General features: G+C 69.0%; 13 protein-coding genes and 1 pseudogene. 11 read left to right on the forward strand and 3 right to left on the reverse strand.

The window, feature by feature from the left end:
• Positions 1 to 7: 7 nt before the first annotated feature.
• The 6 genes from sdhA to lolD all read left to right on the forward strand — a co-directional run bounded on the left by sdhA (position 8) and on the right by lolD (position 5,485).
• Positions 8 to 1,798: a succinate dehydrogenase flavoprotein subunit gene (sdhA, locus tag Q0863_RS03705; protein ID WP_298575151.1), complete on the forward strand. Its 1,791-nt coding sequence runs from the start codon at positions 8 to 10 to the stop codon at positions 1,796 to 1,798.
• 15 nt (positions 1,799 to 1,813) lie between these two features.
• A complete protein-coding gene (locus Q0863_RS03710) occupies positions 1,814 to 2,599 on the forward strand; it encodes a succinate dehydrogenase iron-sulfur subunit (protein WP_298575153.1) in 786 nt (261 codons plus the stop codon).
• A 103-nt stretch (positions 2,600 to 2,702) separates the two neighbouring features.
• Positions 2,703 to 2,966, forward strand: coding sequence for a succinate dehydrogenase assembly factor 2 (locus Q0863_RS03715; protein ID WP_298575155.1), 264 nt, complete (start codon positions 2,703 to 2,705; stop codon positions 2,964 to 2,966).
• Complete coding sequence (locus tag Q0863_RS03720) at positions 2,914 to 3,399, forward strand: hypothetical protein (protein WP_298575158.1); 486 nt, start codon at positions 2,914 to 2,916, stop codon at positions 3,397 to 3,399. The genes Q0863_RS03715 and Q0863_RS03720 overlap by 53 nt, the downstream gene beginning before the upstream one ends.
• 108 nt (positions 3,400 to 3,507) lie before the next feature.
• A complete protein-coding gene (locus Q0863_RS03725) occupies positions 3,508 to 4,761 on the forward strand; it encodes a lipoprotein-releasing ABC transporter permease subunit (RefSeq protein WP_298575160.1) in 1,254 nt (417 codons plus the stop codon).
• Positions 4,754 to 5,485 (forward strand): lipoprotein-releasing ABC transporter ATP-binding protein LolD, encoded by a 732-nt coding sequence (gene lolD, locus Q0863_RS03730; RefSeq protein ID WP_298575162.1) that lies wholly within the window; start codon positions 4,754 to 4,756, stop codon positions 5,483 to 5,485. Before Q0863_RS03725 ends, lolD begins: the two co-directional genes overlap by 8 nt.
• A gap of 384 nt (positions 5,486 to 5,869) precedes the next feature.
• On the opposite strand, the gene Q0863_RS03735 is transcribed toward lolD, so the two are convergent.
• From Q0863_RS03735 to Q0863_RS03745, 3 genes and pseudogenes are all read right to left on the reverse strand, one after another.
• Positions 5,870 to 7,381 (reverse strand): pseudouridine synthase, encoded by a 1,512-nt coding sequence (locus Q0863_RS03735; protein WP_298575164.1) that lies wholly within the window; start codon positions 7,379 to 7,381, stop codon positions 5,870 to 5,872.
• Positions 7,382 to 7,508: 127 nt separating this feature from the next.
• Positions 7,509 to 8,288, reverse strand: a pseudogene (gene scpB / locus Q0863_RS03740) (SMC-Scp complex subunit ScpB); the annotation flags it as partial.
• 104 nt (positions 8,289 to 8,392) lie between these two features.
• On the reverse strand, positions 8,393 to 9,295 hold the full coding sequence (locus Q0863_RS03745; protein ID WP_298575166.1) for a ScpA family protein: 903 nt from the start codon (positions 9,293 to 9,295) through the stop codon (positions 8,393 to 8,395).
• A 343-nt stretch (positions 9,296 to 9,638) separates the two neighbouring features.
• Here Q0863_RS03745 and Q0863_RS03750 point away from each other — a divergent pair, with 343 nt between their 5' ends.
• The 5 genes from Q0863_RS03750 to Q0863_RS03770 all read left to right on the forward strand — a co-directional run bounded on the left by Q0863_RS03750 (position 9,639) and on the right by Q0863_RS03770 (position 18,317).
• A complete protein-coding gene (locus Q0863_RS03750) occupies positions 9,639 to 9,950 on the forward strand; it encodes a YciI family protein (RefSeq protein ID WP_298575168.1) in 312 nt (103 codons plus the stop codon).
• Positions 9,951 to 10,037: 87 nt separating this feature from the next.
• Positions 10,038 to 12,320 carry a beta-glucosidase BglX gene (gene bglX, locus Q0863_RS03755; protein ID WP_298575170.1) on the forward strand — a complete coding sequence of 761 codons (2,283 nt, stop codon included), beginning with the start codon at positions 10,038 to 10,040 and terminating at the stop codon, positions 12,318 to 12,320.
• Positions 12,321 to 12,435: 115 nt separating this feature from the next.
• Positions 12,436 to 13,443 carry a LacI family DNA-binding transcriptional regulator gene (locus tag Q0863_RS03760; RefSeq protein WP_298575171.1) on the forward strand — a complete coding sequence of 336 codons (1,008 nt, stop codon included), beginning with the start codon at positions 12,436 to 12,438 and terminating at the stop codon, positions 13,441 to 13,443.
• A 112-nt stretch (positions 13,444 to 13,555) separates the two neighbouring features.
• The gene (locus Q0863_RS03765) at positions 13,556 to 16,600 is read left to right on the forward strand and encodes a TonB-dependent receptor (RefSeq protein WP_298575173.1); all 3,045 of its coding nucleotides are present in this window, start codon (positions 13,556 to 13,558) and stop codon (positions 16,598 to 16,600) included.
• A gap of 73 nt (positions 16,601 to 16,673) precedes the next feature.
• Complete coding sequence (locus tag Q0863_RS03770) at positions 16,674 to 18,317, forward strand: glucoamylase family protein (protein ID WP_298575175.1); 1,644 nt, start codon at positions 16,674 to 16,676, stop codon at positions 18,315 to 18,317.
• Positions 18,318 to 18,357 lie beyond the last annotated feature (40 nt).

Genomic DNA, 18,357 nt, shown 5'->3' on the forward strand with positions numbered 1-18,357 from the left:
GCCTGCGATGACCTCCGCTTACAAGATCACCGAACACCATTACGACATGATCGTCGTCGGCGCCGGCGGCGCCGGCCTGCGCGCGACCTTCGGGCTTGCGCACAAGGGCCTGAAGACCGCGTGCATCACCAAGGTCTTCCCGACCCGTTCGCACACCGTGGCGGCGCAGGGCGGCATTTCCGCCGCGCTTGGCAACATGGGCGAGGACGACTGGCGCTTCCACTTCTACGACACGATCAAGGGCTCCGACTGGCTGGGCGACCAGGACGCCATCCAGTACATGTGCCGCGAGGCGATCCCCGCGATCATAGAGCTCGAGCACCAGGGCGTGCCGTTCTCGCGCACCGAGGAGGGCAAGATCTACCAGCGCCCGTTCGGCGGCATGACCACGCATTACGGCAAGGGCACCGCGCAGCGCACCTGCGCCGCGGCCGACCGCACCGGCCACGCCATCCTGCACACGCTGTACCAGCAGTCGCTGGCGCACCAGGCCGAGTTCTACATCGAGTACTTCGCGCTCGACCTGATCATGGACGAGGAGGGCGCCTGCAAGGGCGTGCTCGCCATCGACATGGCCGAGGGCACCCTGCACCTGTTCCGCGCCCATGGCGTTGTGCTGGCGACCGGCGGCTACGGCCGCGCCTACTTCTCCGCGACCTCGGCGCACACCTGCACCGGCGACGGCGGCGGCATGGCGCTGCGCGCGGGCCTGGGCCTGCAGGACATGGAGTTCGTGCAGTTCCACCCGACCGGCATCTACGGCGCCGGCTGCCTGATCACCGAGGGCGTGCGCGGCGAGGGCGGCATCCTGCGCAACAGCAATGGCGAGCGCTTCATGGAGCGCTATGCGCCCAATGCCAAGGACCTGGCCTCGCGCGACGTGGTCAGCCGCTCGATGACGATCGAGATCCGCGAGGGTCGTGGCGTCGGCGAGCACAAGGACCACATCCACCTCGACCTGACCCACCTGGACCCAGCCGACATCCACAAGAAGCTGCCCGGCATCGCCGAGAGCGCGAAGATCTTCGCCGGCGTCGACGTGGAGAAGCAGCCGATCCCGGTGATCCCGACCGTCCACTACAACATGGGCGGCATCCCGACCAACTACCACGGCGAAGTGGTGCAGCTGAAGGACGGCAATCCCGACGCGGTCGTCCCCGGCCTGTACGCGATCGGCGAAGCGGCCTGCGTGTCGGTGCACGGTGCCAACCGACTGGGGTCGAACTCGCTGCTCGACCTGGTGGTGTTCGGGCGCGCGGTGGCCAACCGCTGCGCCGAGACGATCAGGCCCAGCCAACCGCACAAGCGCTTGGCCGGCGACGCCACCGACAAGGCGATCTCCAACCTCGACCGCCTGCGCAACGCCAAGGGCGACACGCCGACGGCCGTGATCCGCGACCGCATGCAGCGCTCGATGCAGGCCCATGCCGCGGTGTTCCGTACCCAGGAAACGCTCGAAGAGGGCGTCAGGCAGGTCCGCGACATCCACGCCTCGTTCGCCGACGTCAAGGTCAGCGACCGTTCGCTGGTCTGGAACTCCGACCTGATCGAGACGCTGGAGCTGCAGAACCTGCTGGGCCAGGCGCTGGTGACCATCACCTCGGCCGAGAACCGCAAGGAATCGCGCGGCGCCCACGCCCGCGAGGACTTCCCCGATCGCGACGACCAGACCTGGCACAAGCACACCCTGTGCTGGGCGGACGAGGCCGGCAACACCAGCATCGACTACCGCCCGGTGCACATGTACACGCTCGACGACGAAGTCGAAGTCGTGCCGCCGAAAGCGCGCGTCTACTGATCGGGATCGAACACCATGGCTGAATTCACCCTCCCGAAGAACTCGACGGTCCGCAAGGGACGCCATTTCAAGGCGCCCGACGGCGCCAGGCGCGTGCGCACGTTCAAGGTCTACCGCTGGAACCCGGACGACGGCCAGAACCCGAGCACCGACACCTACGAGGTCGACCTCGACAAGTGCGGGCCGATGGTCCTGGACGCGCTGATCAAGATCAAGAACGAGATCGACCCGACCCTGACCTTCCGCCGCTCCTGCCGCGAGGGCATCTGCGGTTCGTGCGCGATGAACATCGACGGCACGAACACGCTGGCCTGCACCCGCGCCATCGACGACTGCAAGAAGTCCGAGGTTCCGATCTACCCGCTGCCGCACATGAGCGTGGTCAAGGACCTGGTGCCGGACCTGACCCACTTCTACGCCCAGTACGCCTCGATCCAGCCCTGGCTGCGCACCCAGAGCGCGCCGCCGCCGGATCGCGAGCGCCTGCAGTCGCCGGCCGACCGCGACAAGCTCGACGGGCTGTACGAATGCATCCTGTGCGCCTGCTGCAGCACCGCCTGCCCGAGCTACTGGTGGAACGGCGAGCGCTACCTGGGGCCGGCCGTGCTGCTGCAGGCCTATCGCTGGATCGTCGACAGCCGCGACGAGGACACCGGCGCGCGCCTGGACGACCTCGAGGATCCGTTCAAGCTGTATCGCTGCCACACCATCATGAACTGTGCGCGCACCTGTCCCAAGGGCCTGAACCCGGCCAAGGCGATCGGTTCGATCAAGCAGCTGATGCTGGAACGCCACGGCTGATCGCAGGGCGCCGGCAGTCCGGCGCCCCGCTCGTTGCGGCCTGCGTGCCGCCTCGCAGCGATCTGCCGTCGAGAAGTGCCGCGACCCGCGTGTTGATCCACCCATGAACGACGCCGCTTCAGACGCCGCCGAACTCCGTCGCATCCGCTGGCGTTGCCGTCGCGGCATGCGCGAACTCGACCAGCTGTTCGAGCGCTGGGTCGATCGCGAATGGGCGGCAGCTTCCGACGCCGAGCGCGGGGTTTTCCTACGGCTGCTGGACTGCGAAGACGATAGGCTCTGGCACTGGTTCATGGGCCATGAGGCCGCCACCGATGCCGAACTCGACGCGCTCGTCCGCCGCATCGGCGCGCTTCCACCCGGCTGATCGCGCCGCATTCGCCGGGACGGCCCGGATCGCCTGGCGTCCCTCGCGCTGGCTGGCCTGGGCGATGCCGCTGCTGGGGCTGCTCTCGGCCTGCTCGCTGGTGGCTTCGGACCTGCCCGCGCCACTGGCCTGGCCCGGCGCGGTGCTCGCCTGCGGCTACGCCGCCTGGCTGTGGCGGCGCGAACGCGCGCATGTCGAGCAGACCTTCGTGTTCGGCCCCGGCGCCACGCCGCAGGTGGATGGCGAACCGGCCACCGACTTCGTGCTGCAGTGGCGGGGGCCGCTGGCGTTCGCCAGCTGGCGCGACGCAGGCGGGCAGAGACGGCATCGCGCCTGGTGGCCCGACACCCTGCCGGCCGCGGCGCGACGTGAACTGCGACTGGCCGCGCCGGCCACGCAGGCTGCGCGGGGTGGGGCTTCGATGGCACCATAGCGGCCCGTTCCGCGACGAGACACCGCCTCGATGCCGCCGATGCCGCGACTGCTTCGTTCCACCCGGTCCCGGCGTCGCGCCCGCAGCGCGCAGGGACGCTGACCGCGCATGTTCAAACCGGTCCCCGTCGCCATCGGCCTGCGCTACCTGCGCGCCAAGCGCCGCAACGGCTTCATCTCCTTCATCTCCCTGGCCTCGATCCTCGGCATCGCGATCGGGGTGATGGTGCTGATCACCACGCTGGCGGTGATGAGCGGATTCCAGCGCGAGATCAAGGACCGCATGCTCGGCATGGTGGCGCACGCCACCGTCAGTGCCGATGGCGAAGCAATGAGTGGCTGGCCGCATGCGATCGAGATCGCCAAGCGCGACGCACGCATCTCCGGCGCGGCACCCTATATCGATGCGCAGGCCTTGCTGCGCGGTGCGCGCCAGGAGCCCGCGGCGATCCGCGGCGTTTCGCCGCAGGACGAGGCGCAGGTTTCGGATCTGGCCGAGTGGATGGTGCAGGGCACGCTGTCGGACCTGGCGCCGGGCGAGTTCAATATCGTGCTCGGCAAGGAGCTGGCGCAGTGGCTGGGCGCACGCGTGGGCGACAAGGTTGTCGTCACCACCGATTTCCAGGTCACGCCGATGGGCGCGGTGCCGCAGCTCAAGCGCTTCACCGTCAGCGGCATCTTCGAGGCCGGCTACCAGGACTTCGACCGGCGCCTGGCCGTGGTCAACATCCAGGACGCGCAGCGGCTGATGCGCATGGGCGACGGCGTCACCGGCGTGCGCCTGAAGCTGCACGACATGGACCAGGCCTGGAACGTCGCGGCGGACCTGGCGCAGGCGCTTGCAGCCGAGAACCGCAGCTACTACCGGGTCAGCGACTGGAGCATGGAAAACGCCAACATGTTCCGTGCGCTGAAGCTGGAGAAGACCATGATCGGCATCCTGCTGTCGCTGATCATCCTGATGGGCGCCTTCTCCCTGCTCAGTTCGCAGGTGATGCTGGTGACCGACAAGCTGGCCGACATCGCCATCCTGCGCACGCTGGGACTCACGCCGGGCGGGGTGATGCAGGTGTTCGTGGTGCAGGGCACGCTGATCGGCCTGATCGGCACGGTGGCTGGCGTGATTGGCGGACTGGTGCTGACCTTCAACCTCGAGCACATCCTGCGGGCGATCGAACGCAGCTTCGACGTGGTGCTGATGCCCTCGGACGTGTACTACGTCACCGGCCTGCCGATCGACCTGCAGTCCGGCGACGTGGTGGTGATCGCGATGGTGGCGCTGCTGATGGCCTTCCTGGCCACGATCTACCCGGCCTGGCGCGCCGCGCGCACCGCGCCGGCGGAGGCGCTGCGCTATGAGTGAGTCCGATACCGTGGCCGGCGAAGTGCGCGACGACGTCGCCGTGATCCGCGCCGAGCAGTTGGGCAAGACCTACGCCGAGGGCAGGATGCGCACCCCGGTGTTCGACGGGCTGGACTTCCGCGTCGATGCCGGCGAGACGGTCGCCATCCTCGGCGCCTCGGGCGCGGGCAAGAGCACGCTGCTGCACCTGCTGGGCGGGCTCGACACGCCCACGGCAGGCGAGGTCTATGTCGCCGGCCAGAAGATGAGCGCGCTGTCGGACGCCGCGCGCGGCCAGCTGCGCAATCGCGCGCTGGGCTTCGTGTACCAGTTCCACCACCTGCTGCCGGAGTTCACCGCGCTGGAGAACGTGATGTTGCCGGTGCTGCTGGGCGGCACCGCGGCGGCCGACGCCTCGGCGCGTGCGCGCGAGCTGCTGGAAGCGGTGGGGCTGGGACACCGCCTCGAGCACAAGCCCGGCGAGCTGTCGGGCGGCGAACGCCAGCGTGCCGCGGTGGCGCGGGCGCTGGTCAACCGGCCGGCCTGCGTCCTGGGCGACGAACCGACCGGCAACCTGGACGAGCGCACGGCCGCGACCGTGTTCGAACTGATGCTGGAACTCAACCGTGCGCAGCGCACCAGCCTGGCGCTGGTCACCCACGACCGCCGCCTGGCGCGCAAGCTCGACCGCGTGGTCGAGCTGCACGAGGGTCGGCTGCGCGAGGTGGCGCGCGACGCCGTCTGACCGCCGGCTTCGCTGCCGGCATATCGCGCGGCGTTGCGCGACGGGCGGGGCGGGATGCTGTGGTCCGTCTTTGCACCCTCGGCGAGGTGCCGCTCGGGAAACGGGCTTTCTCGGCACCGGATGCGGCCCCCATCCCGACCTTCCCCCGCCATGCGGGGAATGGGAGACACGGGGATGCGTACGCTTCTACGAACCGGACGCAGCGCCAGCTCGACCGCGGCGCTGAGTGGACTTCAGCGCTGGTTTGATCCCGGCTCCGACTCGACTGCGGCCATGACTGGCCGCCAGCGCCGGCTCGATCGCAGCGCTGACTGGACCCCAGCACCGGGTCGACGGCAGCGCCCGGGATCCCCTCTTCGCGAATCGGGAAGAGGGACGGTTGCTTCAGCGATTGCCACCGCGCGGGCCGCGGTTGCCGCCGCCCGGACCACGGCTTCCACCACCGGGGCCACGGCTTCCGCCACCGGGACCGGGACGCGGACCCTTGGGACGGTTGGCGCCGCCGGGACGCGGTCCGCGCGGACGCGCCGCGTTCGGGTTGTGCCCTGGCGAGGCATGGTCGGACGGGAAGCTCATCGCGCCGCCCGGATGGCCATAGGGATGGGCGGCCTGGCCTCGATTGCCCTGGCTTCGGCCGGCACCACCACCGCCCGGGCCGGGGCGCTTCTTGCCGGGGCCCGGCTTGCGCGGGCCACGGCCGTCGGCGTTGCGATGTCCGGCCGGACCGGTATCGACGCCCTCGGGCACGTACCAGGTGCGGAACGCGGCCGGGTTGCCTTCCGGCAGCGGCTTGGGTCCCTTCTGCGTGCGCTGCTTGAACGGCTTCTGCGACTGCTTGGCCGCCTGCTCGCCGCTGACCGTGAGGCCACCGTGCGGCTTCTTGCCGCCGCGCCCGCGACGATCCTCGCGCACATGGTCGAAGCGGCGCAGCTCGCGCCCCTCGTCGGCGGTGTTGTGGCCGTTGACGTAGCCCTGCGGACGGCGGTCGCCGCCCACGTGCACGGTCGACTTGGCGGCCTTGCGCTGGCCGATCACCGGCAGCAGGGTCAGCGCCGGCGGCGGGCCTTCCTCGAGCTTGAGCTCCTTGCGCAACACGTCGACCTGCGCATCGGCCAGTTCCAGCGACTGCCCGCGCAGCAGCGTCTGCGGCAGCGCGACGTTGCCGTAGCGGATGCGCTTGAGCCGGCTGACCTGGCAACCCTGCGATTCCCACAGGCGGCGTACCTCGCGGTTGCGGCCTTCCTTGAGCAGCACCTGGAACCATTCGTTCGAATCGGTGCCGCCGATGCGCTTGATCTCGTCGAACTTGGCCGGGCCGTCCTCCAGCGCCACGCCGCGCGCGAGCCGGTCGACGATCTTCTCCGACACCGTCTCCTCGCCCTCGGGCGCGCGCACCCGGCAGACGTACTCGCGATCGACCTCGTAGGAGGGATGCATCATCGCGTTGGCCAGCTCGCCGTCGGTGGTGAGCAGCAGCAGGCCGGTGGTGTTGATGTCGAGGCGGCCGATCGCGATCCAGCGCGCCCCCTTGAGCGAGGGCAGCGATTCGAAGATCGTCGGGCGGCCTTCGGGATCCTCGCGCGTGGTCACTTCGCCTTCGGGCTTGTTGTACATCAGCACGCGCGCCGGTTCGGTCAGCGCGCTGGCGACGAACTGGCGGCCGTCGATCTCGATGCGGTCGCCGCCCTTGACCGACATGCCGGTCTGGGCGATCTCGCCATTGACCTTCACCAGGCCGTCGGCGATGCGCTGTTCCAGCGCACGGCGAGAGCCGAGGCCGGCCTGCGCCAGCACCTTGTGCAGGCGTTCTTCGAGCCTGGGGGCGTCGGCAACCTTGTCTTCGCTGCGCTTGAGCGACAGCTTGCGGCTGCCGGCGGTGGGGTGTTGCTTACTCATGTCTGCTCCGGGTGCTGTCGCCGTCGTCGGCGAGGGCGTCCTGCTGTTCGGCCGCGGCATCTTCGCCGTCGGGGTGGTGGGGTGTATCGGTATCGTGTTCGTCTTCGTGTCCCTGTTCGCCGGTGTCGTCGGTGGTTGCGTCGGTATCGGCATCCATTTCCGGATCGGCACCGGTCCCGGTAGCGGCGTCTTCTCCGGCCGCTGCGGCGTCGGGCTGCTCCGTCGAGGCATCGGCATCGTCGCCGTCGCCGGCACCGGCCAGGTCGGCATCGTTGGCCGCCGGGTCTGCCTCATCGGCCTCGCCAGCAGTCGTTCCGTCCGCGCCGGCGATCCCGCCGACGGCGCGCTGGCCCTCGAACTCCAACTGCGGTTCCAGTTCGCCGAAGTCCTTGAGTTCGGACAGCGGCGGCAGTTCGTCCAGGCGCTTGAGGCCGAAGTAGTCGAGGAAGGCCTTGGTGGTGCCCAGCAGTTCCGGCCGGCCCGGCATGTCGCGGTGGCCGACCACGCGGATCCACTCGCGCTCTTCCAGCGCCTTGATGATGTTGCTGTTGGTCGCCACGCCGCGCACCTGCTCGATCTCGCCGCGGGTGATCGGCTGGCGGTAGGCGATCAGCGCCAGGGTCTCGAGGGTGGCGCGGGTGTACTTGACGTGCCGTTCGGTCCACAGCCGCGCCACCCAGGGGTGCACGTCGGCCTTGACCTGGTAGCGCCAGCCGGAGGCGACTTCGACCAGTTCCACGCCGCGGTCGGCGCAGTCGGCCTGCAGCGTTTCCAGCGCGGCCTGGAGGCTGCCGTCGGGCGCGGGCTCGTCGAGCGGAAACAGCCCGCCCAGCTGGACGACCGTCAGCGGCTGGCTGGACGCCAGCAGCGCGGCCTCGACGATGCGGTTGATGAGCGATTGATCCATCGGCAGTCGGTTGCGGGTGGTGTAAGTGGGTGGTGCGGGGTGCGGCATGCCGCGGCGGCGGGTGCGCGGCGGCTTGCGCGGATGCGGCCCCATGCCGCGTTGCTCTAGCTTCCCGAACCCTCCGCGGGTTCGTCGTCGAACTCGCTGGAGAACTCCAGCGGCTCGTCCGCGGCCAGGCCGAGGGCGAGCGACTTCACGTAGATCGGCGCCAGCGGCGCTTCCTGCACCACGTCGAGCAGGCGCTCCTTGGCCAGCTCCAGGATCGACAGGAAGGTCACGACCACTCCGAGCCTGCCTTCGGTCGGGTCGAACAGCGCCTCGAAGCGGTGGAAGGCGCCGTCCTCCAGCCGGGTCAGCAGCTCGCCCATGCGCTGGCGAACGCTCAGCGCGTCGCGCCGGATCGCGTGGCTGGTGAGCAGCTCGGCGCGCTTGAGCACGTCGTGCAGCGCCATCAGCATCTCGCGCAGCTCCACCGGCGGGGGGGGCTTGACCAGCGCGCGGTCCGGCACGAAGGCCGAGGCCGGCGAGGTATCGCGCTCCATGCGCGGCAGGGTGTCGATGTCTTCGGCGGCCTGCTTGAAGCGCTCGTACTCCTGCAGCCGGCGTACCAGGTCCGCGCGCGGATCGTCTTCCTCGCCCTCCACGCTGGCCGGGCGCGGCAGCAGCATCCTCGACTTGATCTCGGCCAGGATCGCGGCCATCACCAGGTATTCGGCGGCCAGTTCGAAGCGAAGCTCCTGCATCACGCCGATGTAGTCGACGTACTGGCGGGTGATCTCCGCCACCGGGATGTCGAGGATGTCCAGGTTCTGTCGGCGGATCAGGTACAGCAGGAGGTCGAGCGGACCTTCGAACGCCTCGAGGATCACCTCCAGCGCATCCGGCGGGATGTACAGGTCCTGCGGGATCTGCAGCACGGGCTGGCCATGCACCACCGCCAGCGGCATTTCCTGCTGCTGCGGATGGGCGGGCGCCTGCGCGGCGTTGTCCTGGGCGGGTTGGCTCATTCGAGGTGCGGCCCCTCCGGGCCGTCTTGCGTATCGTGGTGCCAGCGCCGGGAACGGCCAAAGGCTGGGCGTGCGGGCGCGCATCCCCGGCGTGCGCGGGTCCGGAACATCAGCACTGGTCAAAGCATCTTGCGACGGGCCGCCACGCGCGGGCCATGCCGGAAACCGGCAGGAAACCGCGAAGGGGGCGTCGGATCTGGCCGAAGGGCCGCGACTTTGCGTCCTTGAGCGACGTGAGCGGCGTTCGGCTGCGAAACCTGTTCCCTAGGGTAAGCGCAGCGCGTGCAGGCTGTCCAGCGTCGACGGCCGCTAGAATCGACGCTGGTCAGACTGGGGCACGGACATGTGGTACGCGATCGAGGGTCACGACGGCGACGCGGTGCTGGACAGGCGCCTGGCCGCCCGCGAGCGGCACCTGGCGCGACTGCTCGCGCTGCGCGACCAGGGCCGGCTGCTGCTGGCCGGGCCGTGCCCGGCGATCGACGCGGAGGATCCGGGACCCGCCGGCTTCAGCGGCAGCATCGTGATCGCCGAGTTCGAGTCGCTGGACGCCGCGCGCGACTGGGCGCAGGCCGACCCGTACGTGGAAGCCGGGGTGTACGTGCGGGTGGACGTGCGGCCGTTCCGGCCGGTGCTGCCGCAGCCGGCCAGGTAAGCCTGCGGGCAATGCTGCGGCGTGCCATGCGCCGCTTGCTGGAAACGTTTACATTCGGCCGTCCCCCACGTTTCCCGGCCATTCCCGATGACCGAACCGCGCCCCTGGACGACGCCTCCCGCCCCCGTGCTGGCCGGGCTGCTGGCCGCGCTGCTGCTCGCGCCCGCGGCCTGGTCCGCGCCGCCGCCGCCGCGGACCTCGGCCGGCGGCCCGCACGCCGAACGCGCCTTCGTCGATGCGTTGATGGCCCGGATGACGCTGGCCGAGAAGCTGGGCCAGCTCAACCAGCCGCCCGGCGTGGGCAACAACACCGGCCCGGCCGCCATGGCCGGCAGCGAGGACCAGGTGCGCCAGGGGCAGATCGGCTCCTGGCTCGGCACCCGGGGTGCGGAGCTCACCTGCCGGTTGCAGCGCATCGCGGTGGAGGATTCGCGGCTGGGCATCCCGCTGCTGTTCGCCTACGACGTGATCCACGGCATGCGCACCATCTTCCCCGTGCCGCTGGGCGAAGCCTCGAGCTTCGATCCGGAGGAAGTGCGCAATGCCGCGCGGATCGCGGCCGTCGAGGCGACCGCGCACGGCGTGCACTGGACCTACGCGCCGATGGTCGACATCGCCCGCGACCCGCGCTGGGGCCGGATCGTGGAAGGCTCGGGCGAGGATCCCTACCTCGGGTCGGTGCTGGCCGCGGCCCGCGTGCGCGGCTTCCAGGGCGACGACCTGGCCGCGCCCGACACCCTGCTCGCCACCGCCAAGCATTTCGTCGCCTACGGGGCGGCCGAAGGCGGGCGCGACTACGACGTGGCCGACGTTTCCGAACGCACCCTGCACGAGGTCTACCTGCCGCCGTTCAAGGCTGCGGTCGACGCGGGCGCGCAGTCGATCATGGCCAGTTTCAACGAGGTCGCCGGCGTGCCGATGCATGCCCACGGACCCCTGATCCAGGGCCTGCTGCGCGGCGAATGGGGCTGGGACGGCGTCCTGGTGAGCGACTACACCGGGGTGATGGAACTGATGCCGCACGGCGTGGCCGGCACGCGCGAGCAGGCCGGGCGGCTGGCCCTGCACGCCGGCGTGGACGTGGACATGGTCAGCGCCATCTACCTGCAGGACCTGCCGGCCGCGGTCGAGGCCGGGCACGTGCCGCTGGCCGAGGTCGACGCCTCGGTGCGACGGGTGCTCAATGCGAAGTTCCGGCTGGGGCTGTTCGAGGATCCGTATCGCTACTGCAAGGACGGCGCGCGGCAGCAGGCGATGACGCTGACCGACGAACACCGGGCCGCGGCGCGTCGCTCGGCGCAGAAATCCATGGTGCTGCTGGAGAACGAAGGCGACGTGCTGCCGCTGTCGAAGTCGCTGCGGACGCTTGCGGTGATCGGGCCGCTGGCCGACGAGCCCTGGGCGATGCTCGGCAACTGGGTCGGCATCGGCCGCCCGGAAGACGCGGTGACGCCGCTGGCCGCGCTGCGCCAGACCCTCGGCGCGCAGACGAAGCTGATCGTGGCCAAGGGCGCGGCGATCGACGACGACGACAGGTCCGGCTTCGACGCGGCCGGGCGCGCCGCGCGCCAGGCCGACGCGGTGCTGATGTTCCTGGGTGAGCATCCGGAAATGAGCGCCGAGGCCAACAATCGCACCTCGCTCGACCTGCCAGGCGTGCAGGAGCAGCTGGCGCTGGCGGTGGCCGCGACCGGCAAGCCGGTGGTGGCGGTGCTGCTCAACGGCCGGCCGCTGTCGACGGGCGCGCTGCAGGGCAAGGTACCGGCGATCCTGGAAGCCTGGTTCCCGGGCGTGGAGGGCGGCAACGCGCTGGTCGACGTGCTGTTCGGCGACGTGAACCCGTCCGGCAAGCTGCCGGTGACGGTGCCGCGCAACGTCGGCCAGGTGCCGATCTACCACGCCCGCCGCAATACCGGCCGGCCGCCGGCGGAGGACAACCGGTTTTCCAGCAAGTACCTGGACGTGCACTGGACGCCGCTGTACCCGTTCGGCCACGGGCTGAGCTATACGCGCTTCGAGTACGCGCCGCCGCAGCTCGCGAGCGCGCAGGTGTCCGCCGCCGACCCGCGCCAGAGTGTGCGCGTGCGCGTCACCAACGCCGGACCGCGCGCCGGCGCCGAGGTGGTGCAGCTGTACCTGCGCGACGACGTCGCCAGCGTGACGCGTCCCGTGCGCGAGCTGCGCGGATTCCAGCGGGTGGAGCTGCAGCCGGGGGAATCGCGCGAGCTGGAGTTCATGCTGGGGTTCGAGGACCTGTCGCTGTACGACGTGGACATGCGGCGCGTGGTCGAGCCGGGCACGTTCACCGTGTTCGCGGGCGGCAGCTCGGAGGCGGAGCAGTCCGCGCGCTTCGAGGTGGTGGCGCCGTGAGGACACCGGCGCCGCCCCGGCATTCCACCGGTCGCCGAATGCGGCTGGCGACCGGCCGTCCCGCGCGTGGCGGCGCGAGCAGCCGTGCGAAAGCCCTGGAAGGAGCTCGGCTGCGATGAGCGTGACGATCAAGGACGTGGCCCGGCACGCGAACGTGTCGGTGGCGACCGTCTCGCGCGCATTGAACGGCCATCCGAACGTGGCCGAGGACGTGCGCCGGCGCATCCTGGGCGTGGCCGAGCAGTTGCGCTACAGCCCGCACCACGCCGCGCGCAGCCTCAGCAGCCGTCGCACGCAGACCATCGGCGTGGTGCTGCCGGACCTGTACGGCGAATTCTTCTCCGAGCTGATGCGCGGCATCGACCACGTCGCGCGCGAACGTGGCCTGCACCTGCTGGTGTCGAGCTACCACGGCAACCCGCAGGAGCAGGGCGCCGCGCTGCGGACCATGCGCGGACGCGTGGATGGTCTGCTGCTGATGTCGCCGTTCGTGGACGGCGCCGAAGCGCTGGCGGCGGAGCTGCCGCCGATGCCGGTGGTGCTGATGAATCCGGCGCTGGTGCCGGAGGACCGCAGCGCGGTCGGCGTGGACAACCATGGCGGGGCGATGGCGATGATGCGGCACCTGCGTGACGCGGGCCACCAGCGCATCGCCTTCATCGCCGGCCCGGCCGACAACTTCGACGCGAAGGAGCGCCTGCGCGGCTACCGCGACGCGATCGCTGCGACGCCGGGCGCCGAAGCATGGGTGATGCCCGGCGACTTCGACGAGGCTTCGGGACACCGCGCGGGCCAGGCGCTGCTGCAGGCGCAGGCGCGACCGGACGCGGTGTTCGCGGCCAACGACATGATGGCGCTGGGCTGCCTGTTCGCGCTCACCCAGGGCGGCCTGCGCGTCCCCGCCGACATCGCGCTGGCAGGCTTCGACGACATTCCGCTTTCGCGCTACGTACACCCGGCCTTAACGACGATGCGCGTCGAGATCGCCGAGCTCGGGGCGCGCGCCATCCACAAGCTGCTCGATGCGGGACAGGGGGACGCCGCAGCAGCCGGCTCCCGCGAACTGCTGGAGCCGCGACTGGTGGTGCGCCGGTCGAGCCAGGTACCAGGACCCGACGGATGAGGTGGAAGCACGCCAGCACCCGTCCGCTGCTGGAGTTGGAAGCGGATGCGTCGCCCGACGCATCCATCCCCCGTTTCAACGATGAAAGGACCGCCCCGGGAGGGCAACAAGCATGAATCGGAAGTCCCGCTCCGCATCCCACAGGCTGGAACGCAGTCTGCTCAGCTGCGCCCTGGCCGGCTGCATGCTCCTGTCGGCGCCCGTGCTCGCGCAATCCACGGCCGCCACCATCCGCGGCCAGGTAATGGCCGACTCCGCCCCGGCCGCGCAGGCGCAGGTGACCGCGACCAACCTCGCCACCGGCCTCACCCGCAGCGTGCAGACCGGTGCCAACGGCAACTACAACCTCGCCGGCCTGCCGCCGGGCACCTACCGCATCGACGTCAACGCCAACGGCCAGGCGAGTTCCCAGAACGTCACCGTTGCCGTGGGCCAGACCGCCACGCTCGACCTCGGTGTGGGCGGCGTGGCCGAGACCGCGCCGGCGGGCGAGGCGACGGACTTGGATGCTGTGGTGGTGACCGGGACGTCGATGGTGGAGACGAAGACTTCGGAGGTCGCGACCTACGTGTCGCAAAGGCAGATCGAATCGCTGCCCCAGGCGTCGCGGAACTTCCTTGCATTTGCCGATACCGTCCCCGGCATGATCTTTCAGACCGGGGCCGACGGTTCCACCAAATTGCGTGGTGGCGCCCAGAACTCCAACGGCATCAACGTGTTCATCGATGGCGTCGGACAGAAGAACTATGTACTCAAGGGCGGCGTGAGCGGTCAGGATTCCAGCAGCGGCAACCCGTTCCCGCAGCTGGCGATCGGCGAATACAAGGTCATTACCTCCAACTACAAGGCCGAGTACGACCAGATCAGCAGCGCTGCGATCACCGCCGTGACGAAGTCGGGCACCAACGAATTCGAAGGCAGCTTCTTCTGGGACCACACCAGCGAGGACTGGCGCGCGAGGACTTTCCGCGAGGAGATGGAGCAGCGCGACCCCACACCTTCGAGCGAGGAGCAGTACGGCGCCTCCTTCGGTGGTCCGATCATCCAGGACAAGCTGTTCTTCTTCGTGACGTACGAGGCGAAGGATATCGAGCGTCCGCGTGATATCCGCTGGGGCGACAACAATTTCAATCCAAACGACCTCACCCCCGAATTGTTCGGCCTGCTCGGATCGACCTCGCTGCCATTCAAGCAGGACATGTACTTCGGCAAGCTGACCTGGTACGCCAGCGACACGCACATGGTCGAGCTGACCGCCAAGATCCGCAAGGAAGACGAGATCCAGGGCATCGGAGACGGCCCGAATACGGCCAGCTACGGAAGCACCAAGTCCAACGACAGCACCCGCATCGATCTGCGCTGGCAGTGGACCGGGGACACCTGGCTCAACGACCTGCATCTGACATCCGAGGACGACTACTGGAGTCCGCGTCCGATCACCATCGGCCCCGGCCTGCAGATCCGCAACAACCTCTTCAACCAGGGCGATGGCAATACCATCCTCAACGTCGGCGGCGGCGCGGACTACCAGAACAAGGGACAGCAGGGCTACTCGCTGCAGAACGACTTCACCTTCAGCGGACTGGAAGGCCACACCATCAAGATGGGCCTGAAGTACAAGGCCGTGCAGATAGACTCCTTCCAGCAGCAGCCCTATAACGCCCAGTACCGGGTCGATTACTACGAGAACCTGGCCGCGGGGCGCGACACGCTGGCCACCTTCGTCCCCTGGCGGGTCCAGTTCGGCGCGCCACTGCCGGGCATCACCGATCGCAACGTGCGCTCTGACAACAAGCAGGTTGGCATCTACATCCAGGACGATTGGGAGGTCAACGAGCGCCTGACGCTGAACTACGGCATCCGCTACGACTACGAGGAGACGCCGACATACGAGGACTTTGTCACGCCGGCCGGCCTCGCCGCGGCGCTGCGTGCCTGGCCGAACCTGCAGGGCCCGAACGTCGATTTCAACGTGGAGGATTACATCAGCAACGGCAGCAACCGCGATCCGGACAATGACAACTGGGCGCCGCGGCTGGGCTTCTCCTACGACATCAGCGGCGACCAGCGACTCGTGCTCTTCGGCGGCGTAGGACGTTCCTACGATCGCAACCTGTTCGACTACATCGCACTGGAGGAGGCGCGCAACACGTTTCCGGTCTACGACTACTTCTTCGACACGCCCAACCACGATTGCTCGGCGTCGCCGGCCACCTGCCTGACCTGGGACCCCAGTTATTACGACATCGAAAACCTGTACGCGCTCGTCGCGGCGAGCCCCAACCTGGGCGTCGAGGTCAACCTGCTCAACAACGATCTGAAGACGCCGTATTCGGACCAGTTCAGTCTCGGCATCCGCAACAGCTTCGAAGTGTTCGACCACGACTGGAATACGTCCGCCACGTTCGCCCACGTGCGCAGCTACGATGGCATCCTGTTCACCTTGGGCAATCGCTGGCCGGACGGTAGCTTCCGCGATCCCGCGGTTCCGGGTGCTACCTGGGGCGGCCAGCCCTGGGGCCAGCAGATCCCCGGCTATGGCACCTTCATCCGCGTCGACAACGGCATCGAAACCAAGCTCAATTCGCTGCTGCTCTCGATCGACAAACGATTCACGGACGCGTCGCCCTGGGGCGTCACCCTGGCCTATACCTACAGCGACGCCAGCGAGAACCGGCTCAATGCCGCCAACAACGACGAGCACTACCTGTTCGACTATCCAGACCTCGAGGGCCAGCCGTTCCTGACCTCGCTGGGCATCCCCAAGCACCGCCTGGTCGCGACCGGCGTGGCGGATGTGTGGGGCTTCAACCTGTCGGCCAAGCTGACACTGGCCAGTCCGGAGCCGAAGGACGCCACCAACTGCTACGACGCAGCGAGCGGGGCCAACTGCTTCTTCGATCCATTCATCCCCGGCGGCACCATCGGTTTCAAGCAGTTCGACGTCGCCGTCCAGCGGGTGTGGGATACGGGCACGGACCTCAGACTGCGTGTCCGCGCGGACGTATTCAACGTCTTCGACTGGAAGAACTACACCGACTACGAGACCTGGCGCGGGTTCGTGGGCGTGCCCAATCCCAACTACGGCAATCGCAACGGGGTCGGGACGGTCTGGCCTCCGCGCATGTTCAAGATTTCCTTCGGTATCGACTGGTAACGCCCGAAGCCGGTCGCCTCGCGGCGGCCGGCTTTTTCGGTAGAGTCCTGTAATCGATTTCATGAGAGTGCACATGCAGAACCCGCTCGCGTTGCGCCGGCTGCTGGCAATGCTGGTGCTGCCGCTCCTGCTTGCCGCCTGCCAGCGCGAGGCGCCGCAGCCCGAAGAGTCCGAGGTCGCGCCACCCAAGCCGGGGCCCATCCCGCAGGTGGTGCTTCCCGAGCCGGATCCGCGCGCCGAGGAGCCGCCGGGTCCGCCGGAGCTGCCGCCGCTGTTCCGCGACATCGAGCGACGCACGTTCCAGTTCTTCTGGGACACCACCAACGAGGTCAACGGACTCACGCCGGACCGGTTCCCGTCGCGGCCGTTCGCGAGCATCGCCTCGGTCGGCTTCTCGCTCACCGCGTATCCGATCGGCATCGAGAACGGCTGGGTCAGCCGCACCCAGGCGGTGGACCGGACGCTCACCACGCTGCAGTTCCTGGACGGGGCGCGGATGGGGCCGCAGGCCACCGGCCGCAGCGGGTACAAGGGATTCTTCTACCACTTCCTCGACATGCAGGAAGGCGCGCGCTACGACAGCTGGGTGGAGCTGTCGAGCGTGGACACCGGGCTGCTGCTCATGGGCGTGCTGTTCGCGCAGTCCTACTACACCGGCGACGATCCGCGCGAGGTCGAGATCCGCGAGCTCGCCGACAGCATCTACCGCCGCGTGGAATGGCCGTGGCTGCAGCAGCGGCCGCCGCTGATCTCGATGGGCTGGTATCCCGAACGCGGCTTCATCGGCCACGACTGGCGCGGCTACAACGAGGCGATGCTGGTCTACATCCTTGCGCTCGGTTCGCCCACGCATCCGGTCGAGCCGGAAGCCTGGGAGGTGTGGACGCGCACCTACGAGCGCGACTGGGGTGTGTTCCAGGGGCAGGAATACCTGAGTTTCGGCCCGCACTTCGGCCACCAGTACTCGCACGTGTGGATCGACTTCCGCGGGATCCGCGATGAATACATGAAGAACCGCGGCATCGACTACTTCGAGAACAGCCGCCGCGCCACCTATGCGCAGCGCGCGTACGCGATCGAGAATCCGATGGGCTGGGACGACTACGGGCGCAACATCTGGGGCCTGACCGCCAGCGACGGCCCGCAGCGCACCACCCAGCAGTTCAAGGACGAGCAGCGTGAGTTCCGCCACTATAGTGCGCGCGGCGCGGGCCTGTCCGACCAGTTCGACGACGGTACGATCGCGCCGACGGCATCGATCGCCTCGATCGCGTTCGCCCCCGAGATCGTGATTCCGGCCACCGAGGAGCTGTACGAGCGCTACGGCGAGTACCTGTACTCGAGCTACGGCTTCCTCGACGCGGTCAATCCGAGCTTCAAGTACGACGTGCCGCTCAAGACCGGGCGCCTGATCCCCGGACGTGGCTGGGTGGCCAGCGACTACATCGGTATCGACCAGGGGCCGATCCTGACCATGATCGCCAACTACCGCAACGAGTTCGTGTGGAAGGTGATGCGGGAGAACCCCTACATCCGCAAGGGCCTGGAACGCGCGGGGTTCACCGGCGGCTGGCTGGCGCCGCCGGGCGAGCCGACCACGTCGGGCGAGCCGGATCCGGAAGCGGCCGCGGCCAGCGACATCGGCATGGCCCAGTCGCGCGCCCATGACGAGGAGAAGCCGCCGTCCGAACCGAGGGCGTCGGATCCGCCGCAGTAACGGGTCTGACAGAATGCACCCCGGATTCCGGGCCGGCCGC

Origin of the sequence: uncultured Luteimonas sp., assembly GCF_947492465.1 — a bacterium.
In the GTDB taxonomy this organism is placed as follows: domain Bacteria; phylum Pseudomonadota; class Gammaproteobacteria; order Xanthomonadales; family Xanthomonadaceae; genus Luteimonas.

Coding starts and splice junctions, on each gene's coding strand:
- bglX (WP_298575170.1), top strand. CDS start 10,038: ATGACCGAACCGCGCCCCTGGACGACGCCTCCCGCCCCCGTGCTGGCC.
- Q0863_RS03720 (WP_298575158.1), top strand. CDS start 2,914: ATGCCGAACTCGACGCGCTCGTCCGCCGCATCGGCGCGCTTCCACCCG.
- Q0863_RS03770 (WP_298575175.1), top strand. CDS start 16,674: ATGCAGAACCCGCTCGCGTTGCGCCGGCTGCTGGCAATGCTGGTGCTG.
- lolD (WP_298575162.1), top strand. CDS start 4,754: ATGAGTGAGTCCGATACCGTGGCCGGCGAAGTGCGCGACGACGTCGCC.
- Q0863_RS03715 (WP_298575155.1), top strand. CDS start 2,703: ATGAACGACGCCGCTTCAGACGCCGCCGAACTCCGTCGCATCCGCTGG.
- Q0863_RS03760 (WP_298575171.1), top strand. CDS start 12,436: ATGAGCGTGACGATCAAGGACGTGGCCCGGCACGCGAACGTGTCGGTG.
- sdhA (WP_298575151.1), top strand. CDS start 8: ATGACCTCCGCTTACAAGATCACCGAACACCATTACGACATGATCGTC.
- Q0863_RS03765 (WP_298575173.1), top strand. CDS start 13,556: ATGAATCGGAAGTCCCGCTCCGCATCCCACAGGCTGGAACGCAGTCTG.
- Q0863_RS03750 (WP_298575168.1), top strand. CDS start 9,639: ATGTGGTACGCGATCGAGGGTCACGACGGCGACGCGGTGCTGGACAGG.
- Q0863_RS03725 (WP_298575160.1), top strand. CDS start 3,508: ATGTTCAAACCGGTCCCCGTCGCCATCGGCCTGCGCTACCTGCGCGCC.
- Q0863_RS03710 (WP_298575153.1), top strand. CDS start 1,814: ATGGCTGAATTCACCCTCCCGAAGAACTCGACGGTCCGCAAGGGACGC.
- Q0863_RS03745 (WP_298575166.1), bottom strand. CDS start 9,295: ATGAGCCAACCCGCCCAGGACAACGCCGCGCAGGCGCCCGCCCATCCG.
- Q0863_RS03735 (WP_298575164.1), bottom strand. CDS start 7,381: ATGAGTAAGCAACACCCCACCGCCGGCAGCCGCAAGCTGTCGCTCAAG.